The sequence below is a fragment of the Thalassococcus arenae genome (assembly GCF_019104745.1).
GTDB classification, from domain to species: Bacteria; Pseudomonadota; Alphaproteobacteria; order Rhodobacterales; family Rhodobacteraceae; genus Thalassococcus_B; species Thalassococcus_B arenae.
On the sequence record NZ_JAHRWL010000001.1, the window covers coordinates 637,394 to 656,575 of the forward strand.

Consider the following 19,182-nt stretch of genomic DNA (forward strand, 5'->3'; position numbering starts at 1 on the left):
GCGGCCGCCGGCGTGAGCGGCTTGACGTTCCAACCGGAGGCCAGATCCAATGACCCGCGACTATCTCAAGAAAGCGACGCTGACGTCGAAATCGGACGCCTCCGAAGTGCACGAGACGGTTGTGAACATCCTGGCCGATATCGAGGCGGGCGGTGACGCCAAGGCTCTGGAATACGCCGCCAAGTTCGACCGCTACACCGGCAACGTGATGTTGACGCCCGAAGAAATCGAGGCCGCCAGCGCGCTGGTGCCGGACAAGCTCAAGGCCGACATCCGGTTTGCGCATGACAACGTCAAACGCTTTGCCGAGATGCAGAAATCGACCGTCGCCAATGTCGAGATGGAAATCTCGCCCGGCTTCGTGGCGGGGCAAAAAGCCATCCCGGTGGACGCCGCGGGCTGTTATGTGCCCGGCGGGCGCTACAGCCATATCGCCAGCGCGATCATGACCGTTACCACCGCCAAGGTCGCCGGCTGCAAGCACATCACCGCCTGTTCGCCGCCGCGTCCCGATGTCGGCGTGGCCCCCGCGATCGTCTATGCCGCGCATATCTGCGGCGCCGACAAGATCATGGCGATGGGCGGGGTGCAGGGCGTCGCGGCGATGACCTTCGGCCTGTTCGGCCTGCCCAAGGCGAACATCCTCGTCGGTCCCGGCAACCAGTTCGTGGCCGAGGCCAAGCGCATCCTGTTCGGCCGCGTCGGCATCGACATGATCGCGGGTCCGACCGACAGCCTGATCCTGGCCGACAAGACCGCCGATCCGCATATCGTCGCCACCGATCTGGTCAGCCAGGCCGAGCACGGCTACAACTCGCCGGTCTGGCTGGTCACCGACGACCGCGCCCTGGCCGAGGACGTGATGGACCGCGTGCCCGCCCTGATCGCCGACCTGCCGGATGTGAATCGCGACAACGCCGCCGCCGCCTGGCGCGACTATGCCGAAGTGATCCTGTGCGCCGACCGCGAGGAGATGGCCGCGACCTCGGACGCCTATGCGCCGGAACACCTGACCGTGCAGGCTGCCGACCTGGATTGGTGGCTCGACCGGCTGACCTGCTACGGTTCGCTGTTCCTGGGCGAGGAAACCACCGTATCCTACGGCGACAAGGCGTCGGGCACCAACCACGTGCTGCCCACATCGGGCGCGGCGGGCTATACCGGCGGGCTGAGCGTGCACAAATACATGAAGATCGTGACTTGGCAGCGCACCACGCCCGAGGCATCGCGCGACGTCGCCATCGCCACCGCGCGGATCTCGCGGCTCGAGGGGATGGAGGGCCATGCCCGCGCCGCCGATGTGCGTCTGGCCAAGTATTTCCCGGGCGAGAATTTCGACCTCAGCGCCGATGCATGACCCGCGCGCCCTGTTCGACCTGACCGGCAGGGTGGCCTGCGTCACCGGCGCCAGCTCCGGGCTGGGCCGCCGCGCCGCGCTGACGCTGGCCGCCGCCGGGGCAAGGGTGGTCGGCGTGGCGCGGCGCGGCGATGCGCTGGCCGACCTGGCGGACGAGATCGGCCCGGACGGCGCCGCTGTGACCGGCGACGTGGTCGACCGTGCCGGTATCGCGGCGCTGGCCGCGGACATCGCCGCGCCGTTCGGCGCCCCGGATATCGTTGTCCACGCGGCGGGCGTGAACACGCGGCAAGCGGCCGATGATGTCACCCCCGACGGCTGGGACCGGACCCTGGCGCTGAACCTGTCGGCGCCGTTTTTCCTGTCGCAGGCGCTGGTGCCGGCGATGAGGGGCAAAGGCTGGGGCCGGATCGTGACCTTCGCCAGTCTTCAGACCACACGCGCCTTTCCCGGCGGCATCGCCTATGGGGCCAGCAAGGGCGGCATCGGTCAGCTCACCCGCGCGATGGCCGAAGCCTGGTCGCCCCACGGCATCACCGCCAACGCCATCGGCCCGGGGTTCTTTCCCACCGAACTGACCCGGGCGGTGTTCGACGACCCGGCGCGCGCGGCCCGTAACGCCGCGCAGACCTGCATCGGGCGCAATGGCGCGCTGGCCGATATCGACGGGCCGATCCTGTTCCTGTGCTCGGACGCCTCGGCCTATGTCACCGGGCAGATCCTGATGGTCGACGGGGGGTTCACCGCGAAATGAAGGCGCTGATTTATGACGGGGTCGAAACCCTGGGTTTTCGCGACGCCCCCGACCCAAAGCCCGCCGCCGGCGAACACCTGATCCGGGTCGAGGCGGTGGGCATCTGCGGGTCCGACATGCATGCCTATCTGGGCCATGATGCCCGCCGTCCCGCACCGCTGATCCTGGGCCACGAGGCGGCCGGGACGATCATCGGCGGCGACCGCGACGGCGAGCGGGTTACGCTCAACCCGCTGGTCACCTGCCTGACCTGCCCCGCCTGCCTGGCGGGCCGGGAAAACCTGTGCCCCAGCCGCCAGATCATCTCGATGCCGCCGCGCGAAGGCGCGTTTGCGCAATTCGTGTCGATGCCGGGCCGCAACCTGGTCGCTATGCCCGACGGCGTGTCGTTCGAGACCGCCGCGCTGGCCGAACCACTGGCGGTCAGCTGGCACGCCGTGCGCTTGGCGCTGGCCGCGCTGCACCCGTCGATGGAGCGCCGCGCGCTGGTCATCGGCGGCGGCGCGATCGGGCTGGCCGCGGCATTGGCGCTGACCGCGCAGGGGGTGACCGACGTCACCATCGCCGAACCCAGCGCGGCGCGCCGGGCCTTCCTGTCCGACCGTTGCGGGCAGCGCGCCGTCGACAAGGCCGAGGGCGCCTGGCCGCTGGTCATCGACGCGGTGGGCTATGCCGCGACCCGCGCGCTGGCCAGTGCCGCCGCCGCGCCGGGTGGCGTGATCGCCCATGTCGGGCTGGGCGAGGATACCGGCGGACTGGATATCCGCCGGATGACGCTGCAGGAGATCACGTTCATCGGCACCTACACCTACACCGCGCAGGATTTCCGCGATACCGCACAGGCGATCTTCGACGGCCGCTTGGGGCCGCTCGACTGGACCGAACAGCGCCCGCTGGCCGAGGGGTCTGCGGCCTTCCGCGATCTCAGGGCTGGCACTGTCGCCGCGCCCAAGATCATCCTGTTGCCGCAGACCTAGCTGGACCCGACCGCGAAAGGACTCCGACCATGTACAAGAACATCCTCGTCCCGATGGCGCTGGACCACGGCATTTCCCCGCAGACGCTGGCCGTCGCCCGGGTGCTGGCGGGCAGCGACGGCCGGATCACGGCGATCCATGTCTACGAAACCCCGCAAGGCACCGCCGCCGCCTATATCGACCAGAGCATGGTCGAGAAACGCTTTGACGAAGCCCGGCAGATGATCCGGGAAAAGACCCGCGACATCGCCGGAATCAAGACCGATGTCGTCAGCGGCCACACCTATCGCTCGATCGTCGATTACGCCGCCGAGCACGGCATCGACTGCATCGTCATCGGCTCGCACAAGCCCGGGCTCAGCGATTACCTGCTGGGCTCGACCGCTGCGCGGGTGGTGCGCCACGCGCCCTGCGCGGTGCATGTCTGCCGCACGTCCTGACAGAACCCAACAGCGCCACAACGAAAGGCAGAACGCCATGAACATAGACAAGAAGATCGCGGACGATCTGGTGGCGAACGGGGTTTCCTTCGTCACCACGGTGCCGTGCAAGCAGCTGGCCGGGGTGATCGACGAAGTCGACAAGCGCGACGACATCTTTCACATCCCGTCCAACAAGGAAGACGAAGGCATGGGCCTCTGCGCCGGTGCCTGGATGGGCGGCAAGCGGCCCTGCATCATCATGCAGAACACCGCCATCGGCGTGACGATCAACACGTTGGCGACGCTGATCCAGTATTACCGGATGCCGTTGCCGATGCTGATCTCGTATCGCGGCGAACTGCGCGAACCCGTCGCCTGCCAGGTGGAAATGGCGGTGCACACCAAGGCGTTGCTGGCGCAGATGCACATCCCCACCTACCACTTCCACTGGCAAAAGGATGTCGAGGAATTCGACAACATCCTGAAATACACCTTCATGTGCAACAAGCCCGTGGCGATCCTGACCGACGCCAATTTCTGGGGAGGCTATGGCGACCAATGATCCGTTCCGAAATTCTCAAGGACATCGCCCCGATCCTCAAGGACCAGCTGATCGTCTGCAACATCGGCATTCCCAGCCAGGAACTGCACGCGATCATGGACCAGCCGAGCAATTTCTACATGCTGGGAACGATGGGGCTGGCCTCGTCCATCGGGCTGGGGCTGGCGCTGGCGCAGCCCAAGACGGTAATCGCCATCGACGGTGACGGCTCGGTCCTGACCAATCTCGGCACCCTGCCGACCATCGGCAACAACTGCCCGCCGAACTACATCCTGATGATCATCGACAACGGCTCCTACGGCTCGACCGGCGACCAGCCCACCTATACCGGGCGCAAGACCGACCTGGCGGGCATGGCCCGCGCCGCGGGCTGCGACAACGTGGTCGAGGTAAGGGACGTCGACACCGGCAAGGCGCTGCAGGCGGCCATCGACGCGCAGGTCGGCACGGTGATGATCGTGAAATGCGACAGTGGCAACGCCAAGATGCCGGTCATCACCATGGACCCGGTGGTCATCCGAGACCGCTTCATGAAGGCCGTCGCCTCCTGATGGGGCGCGCCGCGCGCATCCATTCTGCCGAAACCGCCCGGCAGATCGCGCGGCGCCGCCTTCCCTGGATGGTCTTCGACTATATCGACGGCGCGGCGGGCAACGAGGCCGGCGCGCGCCGCAACCGGCAGGCGCTGGACGACATCTGCCTGGCACCCCGCATCCTGAAAGATGTCAGCGACCGCGACCTGGGCACCACGCTGTTCGGCCAGCGCACCGGGCGGCCCTTCGGCATCGCGCCGATGGGCATGTGCAACCTGTCCGGCCCGGGCGCCGACCTGATGCTGGCGCGAATGGCGGCCCGCCACGCGGTGCCGCTGGGTGTGTCCACCGTCGCCTCGACACCGCTGGAAACGCTGATCGACGCCGCACAGGGCCATGCCTGGTTCCAGCTGTATTTCAGCGGCGACGGATCGGGCACGATCAAGCTGGCCAACCGCGCGCAGGATGCCGGCTATGACGTGCTGGTCCTCACCGTCGATGTCCCCGAGGTCGGCCGGCGCCCGCGCGAACTGGTGCACGGCTTCACCATGCCGTTCCGGATCGGGCCGCGGCAGTTCCTCGACTTCGCGCTGCACCCTTTCTGGTCGCTGTCGACGCTGGCCGCCGGACGCCCGCAGATGGCCAATACGCTGATGCCGGGTTACGAATTCGACCGCACCGAAAGCCGGGCGCGCGCCGACTGGGCGACGCTGGCGCGGCTGCGCGCGATGTGGAAGGGCAAGCTGGTGGTCAAGGGCGTGCTGGATGCCGATGACGCCAAGCGCCTCAAGGCCGAGGGCGTCGACGCCGTTCAGGTGTCGAACCACGGCGCGCGGCAGTTGGAAAGCGCGCCGTCGCCGATCGAGGTATTGCCCGCGATCCGCGAGGCGGTGGGCGCCGAATACCCGCTGTTTCTGGACAGCGGGTTGCGCTCGGGCGAAGACGTGCTCAAGGCGCTGAGCCGCGGCGCGGATTTCTGTTTCTTCGGCCGGGTCTGGCAATTCGCCATCGCCGCGGCGGGCGAAGAGGGGCTGAACCGGATGTTCGATGTGCTGAGCAGCGAGCTGAGCATCGCCATGGCCCAGACCGGGCTGACCCGTGTCATGGATGCCCGGGCCTGACGCTCAGGTCTTTTCGTGAAAGAACGCGTAGATCCGTTCGGCCAGGGCCGCGCTGACCCCGTCCACCGCCCTGAGATCGGCCAGGTTCGCGCGGCTCACCGCCTTGGCCGAACCGAAATGCGCCAACAGCGCCCGCTTGCGCGCCGCGCCCACCCCCGGCACATCGTCCAGAGGCGTCGCGCCCACGGCCTTGGCGCGCTTGGCGCGGTGCGCACCGATGGCAAAGCGATGCGCCTCGTCCCGCAGGCGCTGGATGAAATACAGCACCGGGTCGTTCATCCGCAGCGCAAAGGGGCGCTGGCCGGGGCGATGGAATTCCTCCTTGCCGGCATCGCGGTCGATGCCCTTGGCGACACCCACCATCGCGATATCCTCGACCCCGTGTTCGGCCATGATCTGCGCCACCGCGCTGACCTGCCCGGCCCCGCCATCGATCAGCAGCAGATCCGGCCACATCCCCTTTTCGCGATCGGGGTCTTCCTTGAGCAGGCGGGCGAAGCGACGGGTCAGCACCTCTTTCATCATCCCGAAATCGTCGCCCGGCGTCAGATCCTCGCCGCGGATGTTGAACTTGCGGTACTGCCCCTTCTCCAGCCCGTCCGGTCCCGCCACGATCATCGCGCCGACGGCGTTGGTCCCCTGGATGTGGCTGTTGTCGTAAACCTCGATCCGTTTCGGCGGCGCATCCAGGTCGAACGCCTCGGCCAGACCGCGCAGCAGTTTTCCCTGCGTCGCCGTCTCGGCCATCTTGCGCGCCAGGCTTTCGCGGGCGTTGCGCGCGGCACCGTCGACCAGCTCGGCCTTTTCGCCCCGCCGCGGCACGGCAATCTCGACCTTGCGGCCCAGCTTGCCCGACAGCGCGTCGACCATCAGGTCTTCGTTCTCGATCCCGTGGCTCAGCAGGATCAGCCGCGGCGGTTCCTTCTGGTCATAGAATTGACCCAGGAAGGCCTCGAGCACCTCGGCCTCGGACACGTCCTCGCCGACGCGCGGATAGAAATCGCGGTTGCCCCAGTTCTGGTTTGCCCGGATGAAGAAGACCTGCACGCAGGCCTGCCCGCCCTCCATATGCAGCGCGATCACATCCGCCTCGGTCACGCCGCGCGGGTTGATCCCTTGCGCGGTCTGCACGGATGTCAGCGCGCGGATACGGTCACGCAGGGCGGCGGCGCGCTCGAATTCCATGGCCTCGGACGCTTCGGCCATCTGCGCCGCCAGCGTTTCCTGCACACGGGTCGACTTGCCCTCGAGAAAACGCTGCGCGTCGGCCACGTCGGCGGCGTAGTCGGCTTCGGAGATCTTGCCCACGCAGGGCGCACTGCAGCGCTTGATCTGATACAGCAGGCAGGGTCGCGTGCGGCTGTCGAACATGGAATCCGAACAATTGCGCAGCAGGAATGCCTTTTGCAGCTGGTTCAGCGTGCGGTTCACCGCGCCGGCGCTGGCGAAGGGGCCGTAATAGCTGCCCTTGTCCGCCTTGGCGCCGCGATGCTTGCGGATCTGCGGATAGGCGTGCCCGGTCACCAGGATGTTGGGAAAGCTCTTGTCGTCGCGCAGCAGCACGTTGTAGCGCGGCTTGAGCTGCTTGATGAGGTTCTGCTCGAGCAGCAGCGCCTCGGTCTCGGTGCGGGTGGTCAGCACCATCATCGACGCGGTTTCCGCGATCATCCGGGCGATGCGCCGCGAATGCCCCGAAGGTCGCGCATAGTTCGACACGCGGGCCTTCAGATTGCGCGCCTTGCCGACATACAGAACCCGCGCCTGGGCATCGAGCATCCGGTAGACGCCGGGGCTGCCGTCCAGCGTCTTGACGAAGGCCTGGATGACTTCGGCCCCGGTCGCGACCGGGCTTTCTGGGCTGTTGGAACGTTTGGTCATGGGCTCTCGTCCGGCTTGGCTGACATGTTCCCGATTCCCATGCTGCGCTGCAATGCCAAGCGCTTTGGATCAAGCGGTTTTCCATCCACGGCATCTGTGGACAAGTCTGAGGGCTAAATCCGGTGAGACCGAAATTTTCCTTGTTTTCGGCTGACTTCGCAAGTTTGCCTAATTTTTGGGCAGTATCGCAACGCTTTGATTTTACGAAGAAATTATTTTGACGCTCGTCAAACCGTTGAGTTTCTTGGCCTTTTCGTAACGGTTTCGTAACACCCGTTAAGCCGGTGCAAAACTTGACGCTGCGGCACATCATTCGACGCCCAGCACGTCCGGCGTCTCCCAGGCCAGGTGCTGGCCGCCATCGATGCACAGCAGCTGTCCCGTGACGCCCGGCGCGTCCAGGAAATAGCCCAGGGCGGCGGTGATGTCGGCGGGATTGGCGCCGCGGCCGAGCACGGTCGCCGCGCGCTGCCGGGCAAAGTGATCCTCGCTCTGGCGACCGCCCCGCAGCGTCGGCCCCGGGCCGATGGCGTTCACCCGGATGCGCGGCGCCAGGGCCTGAGCGGTGGTCCGCGTCATCGCCCAAAGCCCCATCTTGGCAATGGTGTAGGTCATGAATTCCGGCGTCAGCTTGCGCACCCGCTGGTCGATCATGTTGACGATCAGCCCCTGCGCGACGGGCTCTCCGGCTGCATCCGCCACCGGTTCCGGGCATTGTCCGGCCAGCGCCTGGGTCAGCACGAACGGCGCGCGCAGGTTGCTTTCCAGATGCCGGTCCCAGCTTTCGCGGGTCGCGCTCGCCACGGTGTCGTATTCGAAGATCGACGCGTTGTTGACCAGCACGGTCAGCGGCCCGCCGAGGGCGTTCACCGCATCGGGCATCAGCCCCTGAACCTGCGCCTCGTCCAGCAGGTCGGCCTGCACCGCCGCGGCGCGGCGGCCCATCGCCTCGATCTCGGCCACCACCGCCTGCGCCGCATCGCCGGAACTGCTGAAATGCACCGCCACGTCGAAGCCGCGTTCGGCCAGAAACAACGCCATCGCGCGGCCCAGCCGCTTGCCTGCGCCCGTCACCAGCGCCCGTTTCACCATGTCCGCCATTCCCGCCTCCGTCAGCTCAGCACGACGGCAACATAGCCCAGATACAGCGCAGACAAGATCACGCCCCAGACCCGGTTCAGATCCTGCCGCAGGAAGACGAAGGGCAGCATCAGCAGCGACGCCGCCAGCATGACCCAAAGATCGAATTCCAGAAAGGACGACGCCACCGGCATCGGCGCGATCAGCGACGCGACCCCGATGATGGCCAGCAGGTTGAACATGTTCGACCCGATCACGTTGCCCAGGGCCACGTCGGCCTGACGCCGGATCGCCGCCATGACCGTCGTGGCCAGTTCCGGCAGCGACGTGCCGAGCGCCACCAGCGTCAGCCCGATCACCTCGTCCGACACGCCATACATGCGGGCGATCTCGCTGGCGCTGTCGACCAGCAGGTCGGCGCCCAACGGCAAACCGATCAGTCCCAACGCAAGGTAAAGCGCGATCTTCCAGGTCGCCATGTCCGGGTCGGCGCCCTCGGGGTCTTCCAGGTCTTCTTCCAGGTCGCCCGCCCGCTTGTGGGCCAGCGCATCGCGCAGGTTGTCACCCAGGATCAGGCCAAGCGTCACAAGCAGGACAATGCCCGCGATCCAGTCGAACACGCCGCGAAAGGCCAGCGCGATGAACAGCACCGAGGCCGCCAGCATCACCACATAGCTCTTGCGGCTGTCGCAATGGCTGGTGTGCATCACCGCGATCAGCGCCGGGATGCCCAAGACAAGCAGCACGTTGGCGGTGTTCGACCCCACCACGTTGCCCACCGCGATCCCCGGCACGCCTTCCAGCGCGGCCTGGATCGAGATCAGCAGTTCCGGCGCCGAAGTGCCGAAGGCGACGATGGTCAGGCTCACGATCAGCGCCGGGATGCCCACCCGCAGCGCCAGGTTGACCGCGCCCTTGACCAGCGCATCGCCGGCCAGCAGCAGGATCACCAGGCCCAGGGCAGCATAGGCAAAGACCATCGCTCAGGCCTTCCCATCGCAATCGCACGGGCCCTTGCCGATGCGGAACCGGCCGCATTTGGGACAGCGCGTGCCGACATGCCGGGCGTTTTTCGGCAGCAGCAACCGCAGCTTGCCGAACATGGCCAGCACCGCGATGAAGACCAGAAACAGAGCGACGATCTTGCTCAGCACGTCACAGCCCGAACCGCGCGTATTCCGCGCGTTCCTCGATTTCGGCCAACCCGTCGCGCACCAGCGCCGCACCGATCCGCGGCAGCCAGGGTCGGCGCTGGTCGTAGCGGCGCAGCCTCACCTTGTCGCCGAAGCGGTCCTTCAGCACCGCGTCGATCTGGCCGATCCCGTCCGCCAATCCGACCTCGACCGCCGATTGCCCGATCCACACCTCGCCGGTGAACAGGTCCGGATCGTCGGCCAGCCTGGGGCCGCGGCGCGCCTTGATCTGGGCGATGAAATTTTCGTGCAACTGTCCCAGCAAGCGGTTCAGCCGCGCCACGTCTTCTTCCTTTTCGGGACGGAACGGGTCGAGCATCGACTTGGATTTTCCGGCGGTGTGCACCCGCCGCTCGATTCCCTGGCGCTGCAGGAAGACATGCGCGCCGAACCCGGCCGAGATCACGCCGATCGAGCCCAGGATCGAACTGGCATCGGCGAAAACCTCGTCCGCGCTGGACGCCAGCCAGTACCCGCCCGAAGCCGCCACATCCTCGACGAAAGCCAGCACCGGCACGCCGGTTTCCTCGGACAGACGGCGTATCCGCCCCCCGATGAGCGAGGATTGCACCGGCGATCCGCCGGGCGAATTGATCTCCAGCGCCACGGCCTTCGGCTTGCCCTTGCGGAACGCCCGCTCAAGCAGAGGCGCCACGCTGCGGTCGCTCAGACCGCCCCGGCCCGCCATGCCGATGGCCCCCTGCAGGCGCACGACCGACACGACCGGACCGGCCGACAAGAAGGGGATCCATCGTTTCATGCTGCGCCATGTAGAATGTGCGCCCGCGACAAACAAGGCGTGCCCGGAAAGAACCGGCCCCTGTGCCATTCCCACCGCATCGCTTCGCCTGGCCCGGAATATCCCGGAAGAGGTCCGGGCAGGGCCGGTCCACCCCGGTCTGCGCGAGCGCAGAAAGGGATGATGCGCGCCGCAGGCGCTCCGCCGCGGCGACACGGCACGGTCAAAAGAAACTCTGCGGGTCTATGTCGATGGCCAGCCGCAGATCGCCCTTCAGGCGCAGCGGCGCAACCCATTCGGCCAGCGCCGGCTGCAGCGCCACGCCCCGGGGGGCCTTGACCAGCAGCCGCACCCGGTGCCGACCGCGCACCCGCGCCACCGGCGCCGCGGCAGGGCCGAAGACCTGCGCGCCGGCCCGCCGCAGCGCGCCGTCGTTGCGCGCCAGCGTATTGCCCAGGTCGAACACCTGCCCGACATCGCCGCCCGACAAGATGATCCCCGCCAGCCGGCCATAGGGCGGCATGCCCGCCGCCAGCCGCTCTCCCGCCTCGGCGCGCCAGAACGCCTCCTCGTCGCCCGACAGGATAGCCCGGATCACCGGGTGTTCGGGCTGGTAGGTCTGCAACAGCGCCAGCCCGGGCTTTTCGGCCCGGCCCGCGCGCCCCGCCACCTGCCGCATCAGCTGGAACGTCCGCTCTGCGGCGCGCAGGTCCGATCCCTGCAACCCCAGATCCGCGTCGATCACCCCCACCAGGGTCAGCAATGGAAAGTTGTGCCCCTTGGCCACCAGCTGCGTACCGATCACGATATCCGCGCCGCCCGCCGCGATCGCCTCGATCTCGGCCTTCAATTGCCGCGCGGTGCCGTACATGTCCGACGACAGCACCGCGATTCGCGCCTCAGGAAACAACGCGCGCGCCTCCTCGGCCAGGCGTTCCACGCCCGGGCCCACGGCGGCCAGCCGGTCTTCGGCGTCGCAGGCGGGGCAGCGCTCGGGGATGGGCTTGCTCTCGCCGCACTGGTGGCAGACCAGGCGCTTCAGGAACCGGTGCTCGACCATCCGTGCATCGCATTGGTCGCAGCCCACCTGGTGCCCGCAGGCCCGGCACAGCGTCACCGGCGCATAGCCGCGGCGGTTGAGGAACAGCAGCGCCTGTTCGCCCGCCGCGATCCGCGTCTCGACCGCGCGGGCCAGCGTGGCCGAGATCCAGCGATCCGACGGCAGATCCTCGCCGCGCATGTCCAGGCTGCGCATCTCGGGCATCACCGCCGGTCCGAACCGCGCGGTCAGGTCCAGCCGCTCGTACTTGCCCGCGTCGGCATTGGCCCAGCTCTCCAGCGACGGCGTGGCCGAAGCCAGCACCACCCGCGCCCCGTTCAGCGAGGCCCGCAGCACCGCCATGTCGCGGGCGTTGTACAAGACCCCGTCCTCCTGCTTGTAGGACGGGTCGTGTTCCTCGTCGACGACGATCAGCCCCAGCCGCTGGAACGGCAGGAACAGCGCCGAACGCGCGCCGACGACCAGCTGCGCCTGACCTTCGGCCACCATTTTCCAGGTCCGCCGCCGCTCGGTCATGGTGACGCCGGAATGCCATTCCGCCGGCCGCGCGCCAAAGCGCGCCTCGACCCGGGTCAGGAATTCCGCGGTCAGAGCGATTTCGGGCAGCAGCACCAGCGCCTGCCGGCCCATCCGCAACGCCTCGGCCACCGCCTCCAGATAAACCTCGGTCTTGCCCGAGCCGGTCACCCCCTTCAGCAGGACAGTGCCGTAATCCCCGCTGCGGCTGCCCGCGCGCAACCGCGCCGCCGCCGCCGCCTGGTCGTCGGTCAGCGCCTTGCCGGGCAGGTCGGGGTCAAGACGCGGAAAGGCCGTGTCGCGGGGGCTGTCCTCCTCGCGGATGGCGCCGGTCTTGACCAACCCCTTCACGACCGACGGCGTCACCCCCGCCGCCTCGGCCAGCTCGCCCAGGGTCAGCGCCAGCCCGCCCATCTCGCGCGCCGCGTCCAGCACCCGGGTCCGCGCCTCGGTCATCCGCAGCGGCTGGCCCTCGCCCAGCCGGTAGACCTTGCGCATCGACGGCGGATCGCCCAGCCCCGGGACACGGGTCGCCAGCCGCAGCATCGCCGGCATCGGCGTCAGCGTATAGGCCCCGGCGCGCTCCAGGAACGCGCGCATCTCCGGTGTCATCGGCGGCGCATCCAGCACCCGGATCACCGGGCGCAGCCGGGCGGCGTCGAAATCGCCTTCGCCCGGCCCCCAGACCACACCGGTCACCTTGCGCGGACCCAGAGGCACCTCGACGAAGGCGCCAAGTCGGCAGCCGCCCTCGGGCGCGCGGTAATCCAGCACCCGGCCCAACGGCTGCGTGGTCAGCACGCCGACCCGCGCGTCCTCCTCGAAGAACTCCTGCATCGTCCCCTTTGGTGTTAGCGCAAACTGAACGGGGCTTCCGGCGCCCTGCCTTCTGGGGTATGACACCCGCAACCGATAGCCAAGCCGGGAGCGCGTGAGCCCATGAAATTCTTCGTAGACACCGCAGAAATCGACGCCATCGCCGAGTTGAACGCCCTCGGCATGGTCGATGGCGTCACCACCAACCCCTCGCTGATCAAGAAATCCGGCCGCGACATCCTCGAGGTCACGAAAGAGATCTGCGACCTCGTCGACGGCCCGGTCTCTGCCGAGGTCGTCGCGCTCGACGCCGACGCGATGATCGCCGAGGGCCGCAAACTGGCCGCCATCGCCGAGAACATCGCCGTCAAGGTGCCGCTGACCTGGGACGGGCTGAAGGCCTGCAAGGTTCTGTCCGGCGAAGGCAAGATGGTCAATGTCACGCTGTGCTTCACCGCCAACCAGGCCCTGCTGGCGGCCAAGGCCGGCGCCACCTTCATCTCGCCCTTCATCGGGCGACTGGACGATCTGAACATGGACGGGCTCGACCTGATCGCCGATATCCGCCAGATCTATGACAATTACGGCTTCGAAACCCAGGTGCTGGCCGCCTCGATCCGGTCGGCCAACCACATGTCGGAATGCGCCAAGATCGGCGCCGACGTGGCCACCGCGCCGCCGGGTGTCATCAAGGCGATGGCCAACCACGTGCTGACCGACAAGGGCCTCGCGCAATTCGTCGAGGACGCCAAGGCCGCCGGCATCAAGATCGTCTGAGAGGTCTGCGAGGGGCCAGCCCCTCGCGCTCCCCGGCGTATTGGGAAAAGAGAAGAACAGGGGTCTTGGCGCGCCGCCGTGTCCCTTCTTCTCTTTGAAAAATACGCCTGCGACCCACCTGTCGGACCGCGCTTCGCTGGTCAGGCGCGCGATTGTAGGGCGGGGTTTACCCCGCCATCCCGTCACACGTTCGGTTCGCCCTGCAATCCCATCAGCTTGCGGAACCCGGTCCAGATCGCCGGCAGGCGCGGCGGCTCCTGCATTCCGGCGAGCGCCTCGTCGGCCCAACGCGGCATGGCGCGCGTCGCGAAATCGCGGCCCCAGTCCAGGTAGTCCGCCGCGAATTCCGGCCGCAGCCGGCAGGCCGACCCCACCAGGCCCACCAGCGTTTCGGGCGCCGAATACCATTCGTCCTGGATCGCCGTCACGCGCCACCGGATCAGCGGCCCGACCAGCCGCATCAGCCGCTTGTCCGAGAACTGCAGCAGCATCCGGCCCATTTCATCGCGCGAATAGTGGATCAGCGGCGGAAAGGTGTCGAAGAACACCGCGCGGCCATCGACGATGGCGAAGTTGCGGATCGACGGGTGAAAGCCGATGCGCGTCTCGATCCGGTCGGCATGGTTCCAGAAGGTGGCGATCACCTCGCCCGCGGCCTGCATCATCGCCAGCGTCTCGTCGCGGGTCCCGCGTTGCATCAACGGTCGCATCAGCGCCGTCTCGGGCAGCGCCTGCTGCACGATCACCGGCACGCGCCCGCCCGCCCGCGGCAAGAGCACGAATTCGGTCTGGGGCAGCGGCACGCCGGTGCGGCGCAGGGCGTCGGCATAATCGTCGTGGCAGCGCGCCAGCCGGTCCAGCGCCGCGCCGTCGGGCAGGCCGCGATAGACCTTGATCACCTTGTCGGCGAAAGGGCCGTCGGTGGGCCGGAACGGCGCGCAGAAATACCCCAGGCGCGACACCGGTTCGCCGGTATGGGATTCGATGGTTTCGGCTAGTGCCGTCAGATCGGTCATGCCCCGCTTTACCGCGTCGACAGGACCGCCGCCACCTCTGCCGTGAGGGCATCGATCTCGGCACGGGCCGGGCTCTTGGGCCCTTCCGCCGCGCTTTGCCCATGCCCCAGCGCCTCGGCATAGCGCACGCGGTTGGCGAATTGCGCCTCGGCCACCCGGGCGCTCAGCTTGGCCGCCGCCTGCGCCACATCCGCGGCCAGCCGCGTGCCGGCACGGGCGCGGTTCAGCACCACCAGCGCCTCCTTGTCCTCGCGCCGGGCCAGGTCCAGCACGCCTTCGGTGGCCCAGAGATCGACATGGCTCATCGACACCGGAACCAGCACCAGGTCGGCCACCCGCAACGCCGGGCGCAAGTCGCTGTCGGCCTTGGGCGGCGTGTCGATGATGACGATGTCGTGGCTGGCGGTGTATTTGCGGCACTCGAACGGGATGCCCCAGGCCGAGGACGTGGTGAAATCCAGCCCCTCGACCGGGCCGGATTCCTCGTCCACGCGGGTCATGAACCAGCGCCCGAGGCTGCCCTGCGGGTCGATATCGACCAGCGCCACGCTTTTGCCCTGCCGCAGAAAACCCACGGCCAGGTTGGCCGTCAGCGTCGTCTTGCCGCTGCCGCCCTTCTGCTGCGCCACCGTGATGATGTGCCCGGCCATGTCGCGAATCCCGTTCCTGCCACGCGTCACTTTGCACCTGCAGCATCGCGGTGTCACCCCGCCAAAGCGGGACTTAACCGCGCATTAACCATCTCGCCCGAGGATTCCGGCGGAAAGGAGCGCAGATGCGCCTGCTGCTGGTGATCGTCGCCTGGATGTTCTGCGCCGCCGAGCTTTGGGCCGGCGCCTGGCCGCAGCCTGCCGGCAGCGGCTTTTCCAGCACTTCGGTCGAACTCGGCTGGCCCCGCGACCGCGCGGCGCGCGACCCGGCCCGGCCGAACGGCCGTTACACCAGCCTGTTCTTCGAATACGGCGTGACCGACCGGCTGACGCTGGGCCTCGACCTGGGCCGCGACCTGGCGGGCCGGACCAAGGCCGTGGCTTTCGCGCGGCTTCCGCTGCGCCGGGCCGATACCGGGCCGCGCGTCGCTGTCGAAATGGGGCTCGGCAAGGTCGGTGACGATGCGGTGCTGCGCACTGGGCTGTCGCTGGGCTACGGGTTGGCGAACGGCTGGCTGGCCGCCGACCTGCTGGCCGATATCGGCCGCAACGGGTTGGGCAGCGAGGCCAAGCTCGACCTGACCTGGGGCCGCAACCTGGCGCATGACCGCAAGCTGATGCTGCAGTTGCACGCCGCGAAACCGGCCCTTGGCGATGCCACGCTGCGCGTCGCGCCGTCACTGGTCACGCCGCTTGGCGGGTCGCTGATGCTGCAGACCGGTCTGGTCTACGGGCTGTCGGGCGACGAGACCGCCGGGATCCGGCTGGGGATCTGGGCAAAGTTCTAGTGGCCCGCGCGCGAACCGGCTATGACCGCGCCATGCCTTCGCCGATCCGCCCCACCGATGACGACGCCCGCTCGCTGGCCCGCGCCCTGATCGCCGAGGCCCGCTTTGCCGCGCTCGGCGTCACCGACCCCGCGACCGGAATGCCGCTGGTCAGCCGAATCGCCTGCGTTCCCGGCCCCGACGGGTTGCCGCTGGCGCTGGTGTCGGATCTCAGCGCGCACACCGCCGCGCTCAAGGCCGATCCGGCCTGCTGCCTGTTGCTGGGCGAACCGGGGCCCAGGGGCGATCCGCTGACCCATCCCCGTCTCAGCCTGCAGGGCCGCGCGCGCTTTGTCCGGCATGGCGATGCCGACCATCCCGGGCTGGCCGCGCATTACCTGGCGCGCCAACCCAAGGCCAAGCTGTATATCGGCTTCGGGGATTTCGCGCTGATGCGGATCGACCCGACCGGCGCGCATCTCAACGGCGGCTTCGGCAAGGCGTTTGTCCTCGCGCCCGACGATCTGCGGGCATGAAAAAACCGGCCCCGCAGGGCCGGCTTGCGCGTGATCGAGGCCGCTCAGCCGTCCATCCGCACCTTCAACGTGACATCGCCCAGCATGTCTTCGGGCCAGATCACGTGCACCCGGTCCTGGTTCGATCCCTTGCCGGTCTCGACATAGGGCATGGCGTTGTTCGTGGTGTTGTTCGACCGCCGCGGCCGCGACCGCGTGACCAGGCTTTCCACCTCGATCGTGCGGCCGTTGAACGGCAGCCGGTTGTCGGTGTCGATGTCCCAGATCTGGCTGTGGGTGTTCTGCGAATGCTTGATCAGCAGCGGGTTCTCGGCGCCGCTTTCGATGTTGTGATAGGTGTTGCCGGTGAAGAACACGTCGCGCATCCGCCCCAGGTCCAGCGGCGCGAACGAGGTGTCGACGCGGTCCACCCGGTCGATCACGCCGCCCACCATGCGGAAGGTGTTGCCCGACACGTTCATCCCGTTGATGAAATGCCCGGTGCCATAAGGCTTGATGACGATAAAGCCGAACCAGGGCGCGACATAGGATGCCAGGCACACGTTGTTGGTGATCGACAATCCGGCAAAGCCGAAGCCGCCGGTATAGTCCGGCTCGGGTTCGCGTTCGTTGGTCCACTCGATATGGCAATTGTCGATGTAGTTGCCGCTGATCTGCGTGTTGCAGGCCCGCGACGTGATGACGATGCCGGCGCTGCGGATGCCGTTGGCATTGTCGTCGCCCTGAAAGAAATGGTTGCCGATGATCATCGACTGCCCACCGGACACCACCGCGAAATGCCGGAACTGCGAGGCCCGGTTGTTGCGGATCTTGGCGTCGTTGGCATTGGTGTTCAGCGCCACCGACACCCGGTTCTGGGTCAGGATGCCACCCTCGCGGCTGAGGAACTGGTTGTCGTCGATGAAGATGCCCTGGCAACCATCCCCGCAGGAACTGATGCCGCGGTGACCGGGCCGGTTGAACACGCAATGGCGCACCACGTTCACCGTGCCCAGCGGCGCCAGCATGATGCCGCTGGCGCGGTCGTTGCACTGGAACTCCACATCCTCGATCTCGAACTTGTCCAGCCGCGAGAAGCCCGAGAAATCCAGCAGGTACTTGAACCGGGTAAAGGTGTAGGTCTGCGTGCCCACCGCGTCCGACAGCGGCTGCGACAGCGTCACTTCCTGGGCGTTGACGTTGACCGCCCGGACATAGACCTCGCGGCCGACGCCCGCGCCTTCGACCAGGCTGCCCAGCTTGATATTGGCGATGTTGGCCACGTTGGTCAGCCGCCACTGGTTGCTGGCGCTGTAGGTCGCCAGGCTGGTCACCTGCTCGGGGTCCCAGTTGCCGCTGTCCTCGGCGCGCAGCTGGCCGTTGCGCAGCACCCGTCGCTGGGCATAGCTCTGGCGGTTCGGCACCGCGGCCTGCACGTCCACCGGCGTGCCGATCGACACCCGCCGCCCGGACAGGTCCAGGCTTTCATGGTCGGCGTTGTTCATCAGCGATTGCAGCGCCTTGCGCAATGCCAACTCCTCGTCGCCGCCGAAGGCATCGATATAGGTCGCCAGTTCGAAATCCTTGGTGGGCGACAGGATCGCGTCGACCGGCATGCTGACCGTGCCCTCGAACAGCACGCGGTTCTCGAAGGTCACCGACGAGCCCAGGTAATAGCTGCCCTTCGACACCAGCACCCGGCGGCCGTTGGCGGCGGCATCGGCGGCCTCGAACGCGGCGCTGTCATCGGTGCTGCCGTCGCCCACGGCGCCGAAATCGCGCACGTCGACCCAGTTCATCATGTCGCGGTGGAAGGCGGCGGTGACATCGGTGATGCGGATGTCGTCGATGCGCACGACGCCGCCATTGGGGCCGGTCAGGTCCAGACCGAAATGGCCATAGACGGGCTCGGTGCCCCAGACCATGTCGACGCCGCCGCGCTGGCCGGTGCCGACGATGGCGCTGATCTCGACCACGCTGCCATAGCCGGTCAAGGCGACGCTGGTCCCGGTGGTGGTCAGCCCGCTCACCGCGCTGCCATTGGCGCGTCCCGCCCAGCCGGCGATGCGCACGCTGGGCAGCGCGCCCGCCACCGCCTTGATGCGCGCGGTGATCTGCAGATAACAGCCCGGCAGGATCGGCGTCTGACCCATGTAGCGCAGCTTTTGCGTGCCGTCGGTCTTCTGGATTTCCAGGCAGCCGCCGAAATCCTGGTCCGCCGGCACGAAGGCCGCGGTGGCAAGACCGGCATAGGTGCCCGACCCCGGTATGCCGTCGCCGCGGGACCATTGCCCCAGGTTCCCGGCCGCGAAGGCCGGGGGCATGAAGACCACGCCGTCGGTGATTGCCTTGTTCATCGCCATCCCTTTCCTGATGCTGGGGCCTGCGCCCGATCGCGAAAGGAATAAGAGACGGCCTGTTAACGAGGCCCGAGACCAGCGTTCGCTGG

The 19,182-nt window shown here is 67.7% G+C and carries 19 protein-coding genes; 10 read left to right on the forward strand and 9 right to left on the reverse strand.

Translation table 11 applies throughout. From position 1 onward, the window contains the following. The first annotated feature begins 49 nt into the window (after positions 1-49). Genes hisD through KUH32_RS03165 form a run of 7 tightly spaced genes read left to right on the forward strand, consistent with a single transcriptional unit; the run spans position 50 to position 5,726 of the window. A complete protein-coding gene (hisD, locus tag KUH32_RS03135; RefSeq protein WP_217776606.1) occupies positions 50-1,357 on the forward strand; it encodes a histidinol dehydrogenase in 1,308 nt (435 codons plus the stop codon). After that, a complete protein-coding gene (locus tag KUH32_RS03140) occupies positions 1,350-2,111 on the forward strand; it encodes an SDR family NAD(P)-dependent oxidoreductase (protein ID WP_217776607.1) in 762 nt (253 codons plus the stop codon). Before hisD ends, KUH32_RS03140 begins: the two co-directional genes overlap by 8 nt. After that, positions 2,108-3,088, forward strand: a complete 981-nt coding sequence (locus KUH32_RS03145; protein ID WP_217776608.1) for an alcohol dehydrogenase catalytic domain-containing protein — start codon at positions 2,108-2,110, stop codon at positions 3,086-3,088. Before KUH32_RS03140 ends, KUH32_RS03145 begins: the two co-directional genes overlap by 4 nt. 29 nt (positions 3,089-3,117) lie before the next feature. Continuing rightward, positions 3,118-3,528 carry a universal stress protein gene (locus KUH32_RS03150; protein WP_217776609.1) on the forward strand — a complete coding sequence of 137 codons (411 nt, stop codon included), beginning with the start codon at positions 3,118-3,120 and terminating at the stop codon, positions 3,526-3,528. Positions 3,529-3,565: 37 nt separating this feature from the next. Further along, positions 3,566-4,072 carry a thiamine pyrophosphate-binding protein gene (locus KUH32_RS03155; RefSeq protein ID WP_217776610.1) on the forward strand — a complete coding sequence of 169 codons (507 nt, stop codon included), beginning with the start codon at positions 3,566-3,568 and terminating at the stop codon, positions 4,070-4,072. Continuing rightward, positions 4,069-4,623, forward strand: a complete 555-nt coding sequence (gene comE, locus KUH32_RS03160; protein ID WP_217776611.1) for a sulfopyruvate decarboxylase subunit beta — start codon at positions 4,069-4,071, stop codon at positions 4,621-4,623. The genes KUH32_RS03155 and comE overlap by 4 nt, the downstream gene beginning before the upstream one ends. Then, a complete protein-coding gene (locus KUH32_RS03165) occupies positions 4,623-5,726 on the forward strand; it encodes an alpha-hydroxy acid oxidase (RefSeq protein ID WP_217776612.1) in 1,104 nt (367 codons plus the stop codon). The genes comE and KUH32_RS03165 overlap by 1 nt, the downstream gene beginning before the upstream one ends. 3 nt (positions 5,727-5,729) lie before the next feature. On the opposite strand, the gene uvrC is transcribed toward KUH32_RS03165, so the two are convergent. The 6 genes from uvrC to KUH32_RS03195 form a co-directional block, all read right to left on the reverse strand. Then, positions 5,730-7,604 carry an excinuclease ABC subunit UvrC gene (uvrC, locus tag KUH32_RS03170; RefSeq protein WP_217776613.1) on the reverse strand — a complete coding sequence of 625 codons (1,875 nt, stop codon included), beginning with the start codon at positions 7,602-7,604 and terminating at the stop codon, positions 5,730-5,732. 309 nt (positions 7,605-7,913) lie between these two features. Next, positions 7,914-8,705, reverse strand: a complete 792-nt coding sequence (locus KUH32_RS03175; RefSeq protein ID WP_217776614.1) for an SDR family oxidoreductase — start codon at positions 8,703-8,705, stop codon at positions 7,914-7,916. Positions 8,706-8,716: 11 nt separating this feature from the next. After that, positions 8,717-9,664, reverse strand: a complete 948-nt coding sequence (locus KUH32_RS03180) for a calcium/sodium antiporter (RefSeq protein WP_217776615.1) — start codon at positions 9,662-9,664, stop codon at positions 8,717-8,719. A gap of 3 nt (positions 9,665-9,667) precedes the next feature. After that, on the reverse strand, positions 9,668-9,838 hold the full coding sequence (locus KUH32_RS03185) for a hypothetical protein (protein ID WP_217776616.1): 171 nt from the start codon (positions 9,836-9,838) through the stop codon (positions 9,668-9,670). Between the two features lies 1 nt (position 9,839). Next, positions 9,840-10,637, reverse strand: coding sequence for a S49 family peptidase (locus KUH32_RS03190; protein ID WP_217776617.1), 798 nt, complete (start codon positions 10,635-10,637; stop codon positions 9,840-9,842). A gap of 202 nt (positions 10,638-10,839) precedes the next feature. Then, a complete protein-coding gene (locus KUH32_RS03195; protein WP_217776618.1) occupies positions 10,840-13,029 on the reverse strand; it encodes a primosomal protein N' in 2,190 nt (729 codons plus the stop codon). A gap of 102 nt (positions 13,030-13,131) precedes the next feature. Between KUH32_RS03195 and fsa the strand changes: the two genes are divergently transcribed. Further along, positions 13,132-13,785, forward strand: coding sequence for a fructose-6-phosphate aldolase (fsa, locus tag KUH32_RS03200; protein WP_217776619.1), 654 nt, complete (start codon positions 13,132-13,134; stop codon positions 13,783-13,785). 182 nt (positions 13,786-13,967) lie between these two features. Here the strand turns inward: fsa and KUH32_RS03205 are convergent, their stop codons facing one another. Both KUH32_RS03205 and parA read right to left on the reverse strand, forming a co-directional pair. Beyond that, entirely contained in the window at positions 13,968-14,801 is an 834-nt protein-coding gene (locus KUH32_RS03205; RefSeq protein WP_217776620.1) for a DUF6206 family protein, read from the reverse strand. A gap of 8 nt (positions 14,802-14,809) precedes the next feature. Next, positions 14,810-15,451: a ParA family partition ATPase gene (parA, locus tag KUH32_RS03210; protein ID WP_217776621.1), complete on the reverse strand. Its 642-nt coding sequence runs from the start codon at positions 15,449-15,451 to the stop codon at positions 14,810-14,812. Positions 15,452-15,576: 125 nt separating this feature from the next. Here parA and KUH32_RS03215 point away from each other — a divergent pair, with 125 nt between their 5' ends. Next, entirely contained in the window at positions 15,577-16,239 is a 663-nt protein-coding gene (locus KUH32_RS03215) for a hypothetical protein (protein ID WP_217776622.1), read from the forward strand. Positions 16,240-16,271: 32 nt separating this feature from the next. Continuing rightward, a complete protein-coding gene (locus KUH32_RS03220) occupies positions 16,272-16,754 on the forward strand; it encodes a HugZ family pyridoxamine 5'-phosphate oxidase (RefSeq protein WP_217776623.1) in 483 nt (160 codons plus the stop codon). 44 nt (positions 16,755-16,798) lie between these two features. On the opposite strand, the gene KUH32_RS03225 is transcribed toward KUH32_RS03220, so the two are convergent. Next, entirely contained in the window at positions 16,799-19,090 is a 2,292-nt protein-coding gene (locus KUH32_RS03225) for a glycosyl hydrolase family 28-related protein (RefSeq protein ID WP_217776624.1), read from the reverse strand. Between the last annotated feature and the right edge of the window lie 92 nt (positions 19,091-19,182).

What these genes read in the sequence shown, in the direction of transcription:
- KUH32_RS03215 (WP_217776622.1), top strand. Translation starts at nt 15,577, where the DNA reads ATGCGCCTGCTGCTGGTGATCGTCGCCTGGATGTTCTGCGCCGCCGAG.
- KUH32_RS03205 (WP_217776620.1), bottom strand. Translation starts at nt 14,801, where the DNA reads ATGACCGATCTGACGGCACTAGCCGAAACCATCGAATCCCATACCGGC.
- parA (WP_217776621.1), bottom strand. Translation starts at nt 15,451, where the DNA reads ATGGCCGGGCACATCATCACGGTGGCGCAGCAGAAGGGCGGCAGCGGC.
- KUH32_RS03220 (WP_217776623.1), top strand. Translation starts at nt 16,272, where the DNA reads ATGCCTTCGCCGATCCGCCCCACCGATGACGACGCCCGCTCGCTGGCC.
- uvrC (WP_217776613.1), bottom strand. Translation starts at nt 7,604, where the DNA reads ATGACCAAACGTTCCAACAGCCCAGAAAGCCCGGTCGCGACCGGGGCC.
- KUH32_RS03145 (WP_217776608.1), top strand. Translation starts at nt 2,108, where the DNA reads ATGAAGGCGCTGATTTATGACGGGGTCGAAACCCTGGGTTTTCGCGAC.
- comE (WP_217776611.1), top strand. Translation starts at nt 4,069, where the DNA reads ATGATCCGTTCCGAAATTCTCAAGGACATCGCCCCGATCCTCAAGGAC.
- KUH32_RS03175 (WP_217776614.1), bottom strand. Translation starts at nt 8,705, where the DNA reads ATGGCGGACATGGTGAAACGGGCGCTGGTGACGGGCGCAGGCAAGCGG.
- KUH32_RS03155 (WP_217776610.1), top strand. Translation starts at nt 3,566, where the DNA reads ATGAACATAGACAAGAAGATCGCGGACGATCTGGTGGCGAACGGGGTT.
- KUH32_RS03225 (WP_217776624.1), bottom strand. Translation starts at nt 19,090, where the DNA reads ATGAACAAGGCAATCACCGACGGCGTGGTCTTCATGCCCCCGGCCTTC.
- KUH32_RS03190 (WP_217776617.1), bottom strand. Translation starts at nt 10,637, where the DNA reads ATGAAACGATGGATCCCCTTCTTGTCGGCCGGTCCGGTCGTGTCGGTC.
- hisD (WP_217776606.1), top strand. Translation starts at nt 50, where the DNA reads ATGACCCGCGACTATCTCAAGAAAGCGACGCTGACGTCGAAATCGGAC.
- fsa (WP_217776619.1), top strand. Translation starts at nt 13,132, where the DNA reads ATGAAATTCTTCGTAGACACCGCAGAAATCGACGCCATCGCCGAGTTG.
- KUH32_RS03165 (WP_217776612.1), top strand. Translation starts at nt 4,623, where the DNA reads ATGGGGCGCGCCGCGCGCATCCATTCTGCCGAAACCGCCCGGCAGATC.
- KUH32_RS03180 (WP_217776615.1), bottom strand. Translation starts at nt 9,664, where the DNA reads ATGGTCTTTGCCTATGCTGCCCTGGGCCTGGTGATCCTGCTGCTGGCC.
- KUH32_RS03150 (WP_217776609.1), top strand. Translation starts at nt 3,118, where the DNA reads ATGTACAAGAACATCCTCGTCCCGATGGCGCTGGACCACGGCATTTCC.
- KUH32_RS03140 (WP_217776607.1), top strand. Translation starts at nt 1,350, where the DNA reads ATGCATGACCCGCGCGCCCTGTTCGACCTGACCGGCAGGGTGGCCTGC.
- KUH32_RS03195 (WP_217776618.1), bottom strand. Translation starts at nt 13,029, where the DNA reads ATGCAGGAGTTCTTCGAGGAGGACGCGCGGGTCGGCGTGCTGACCACG.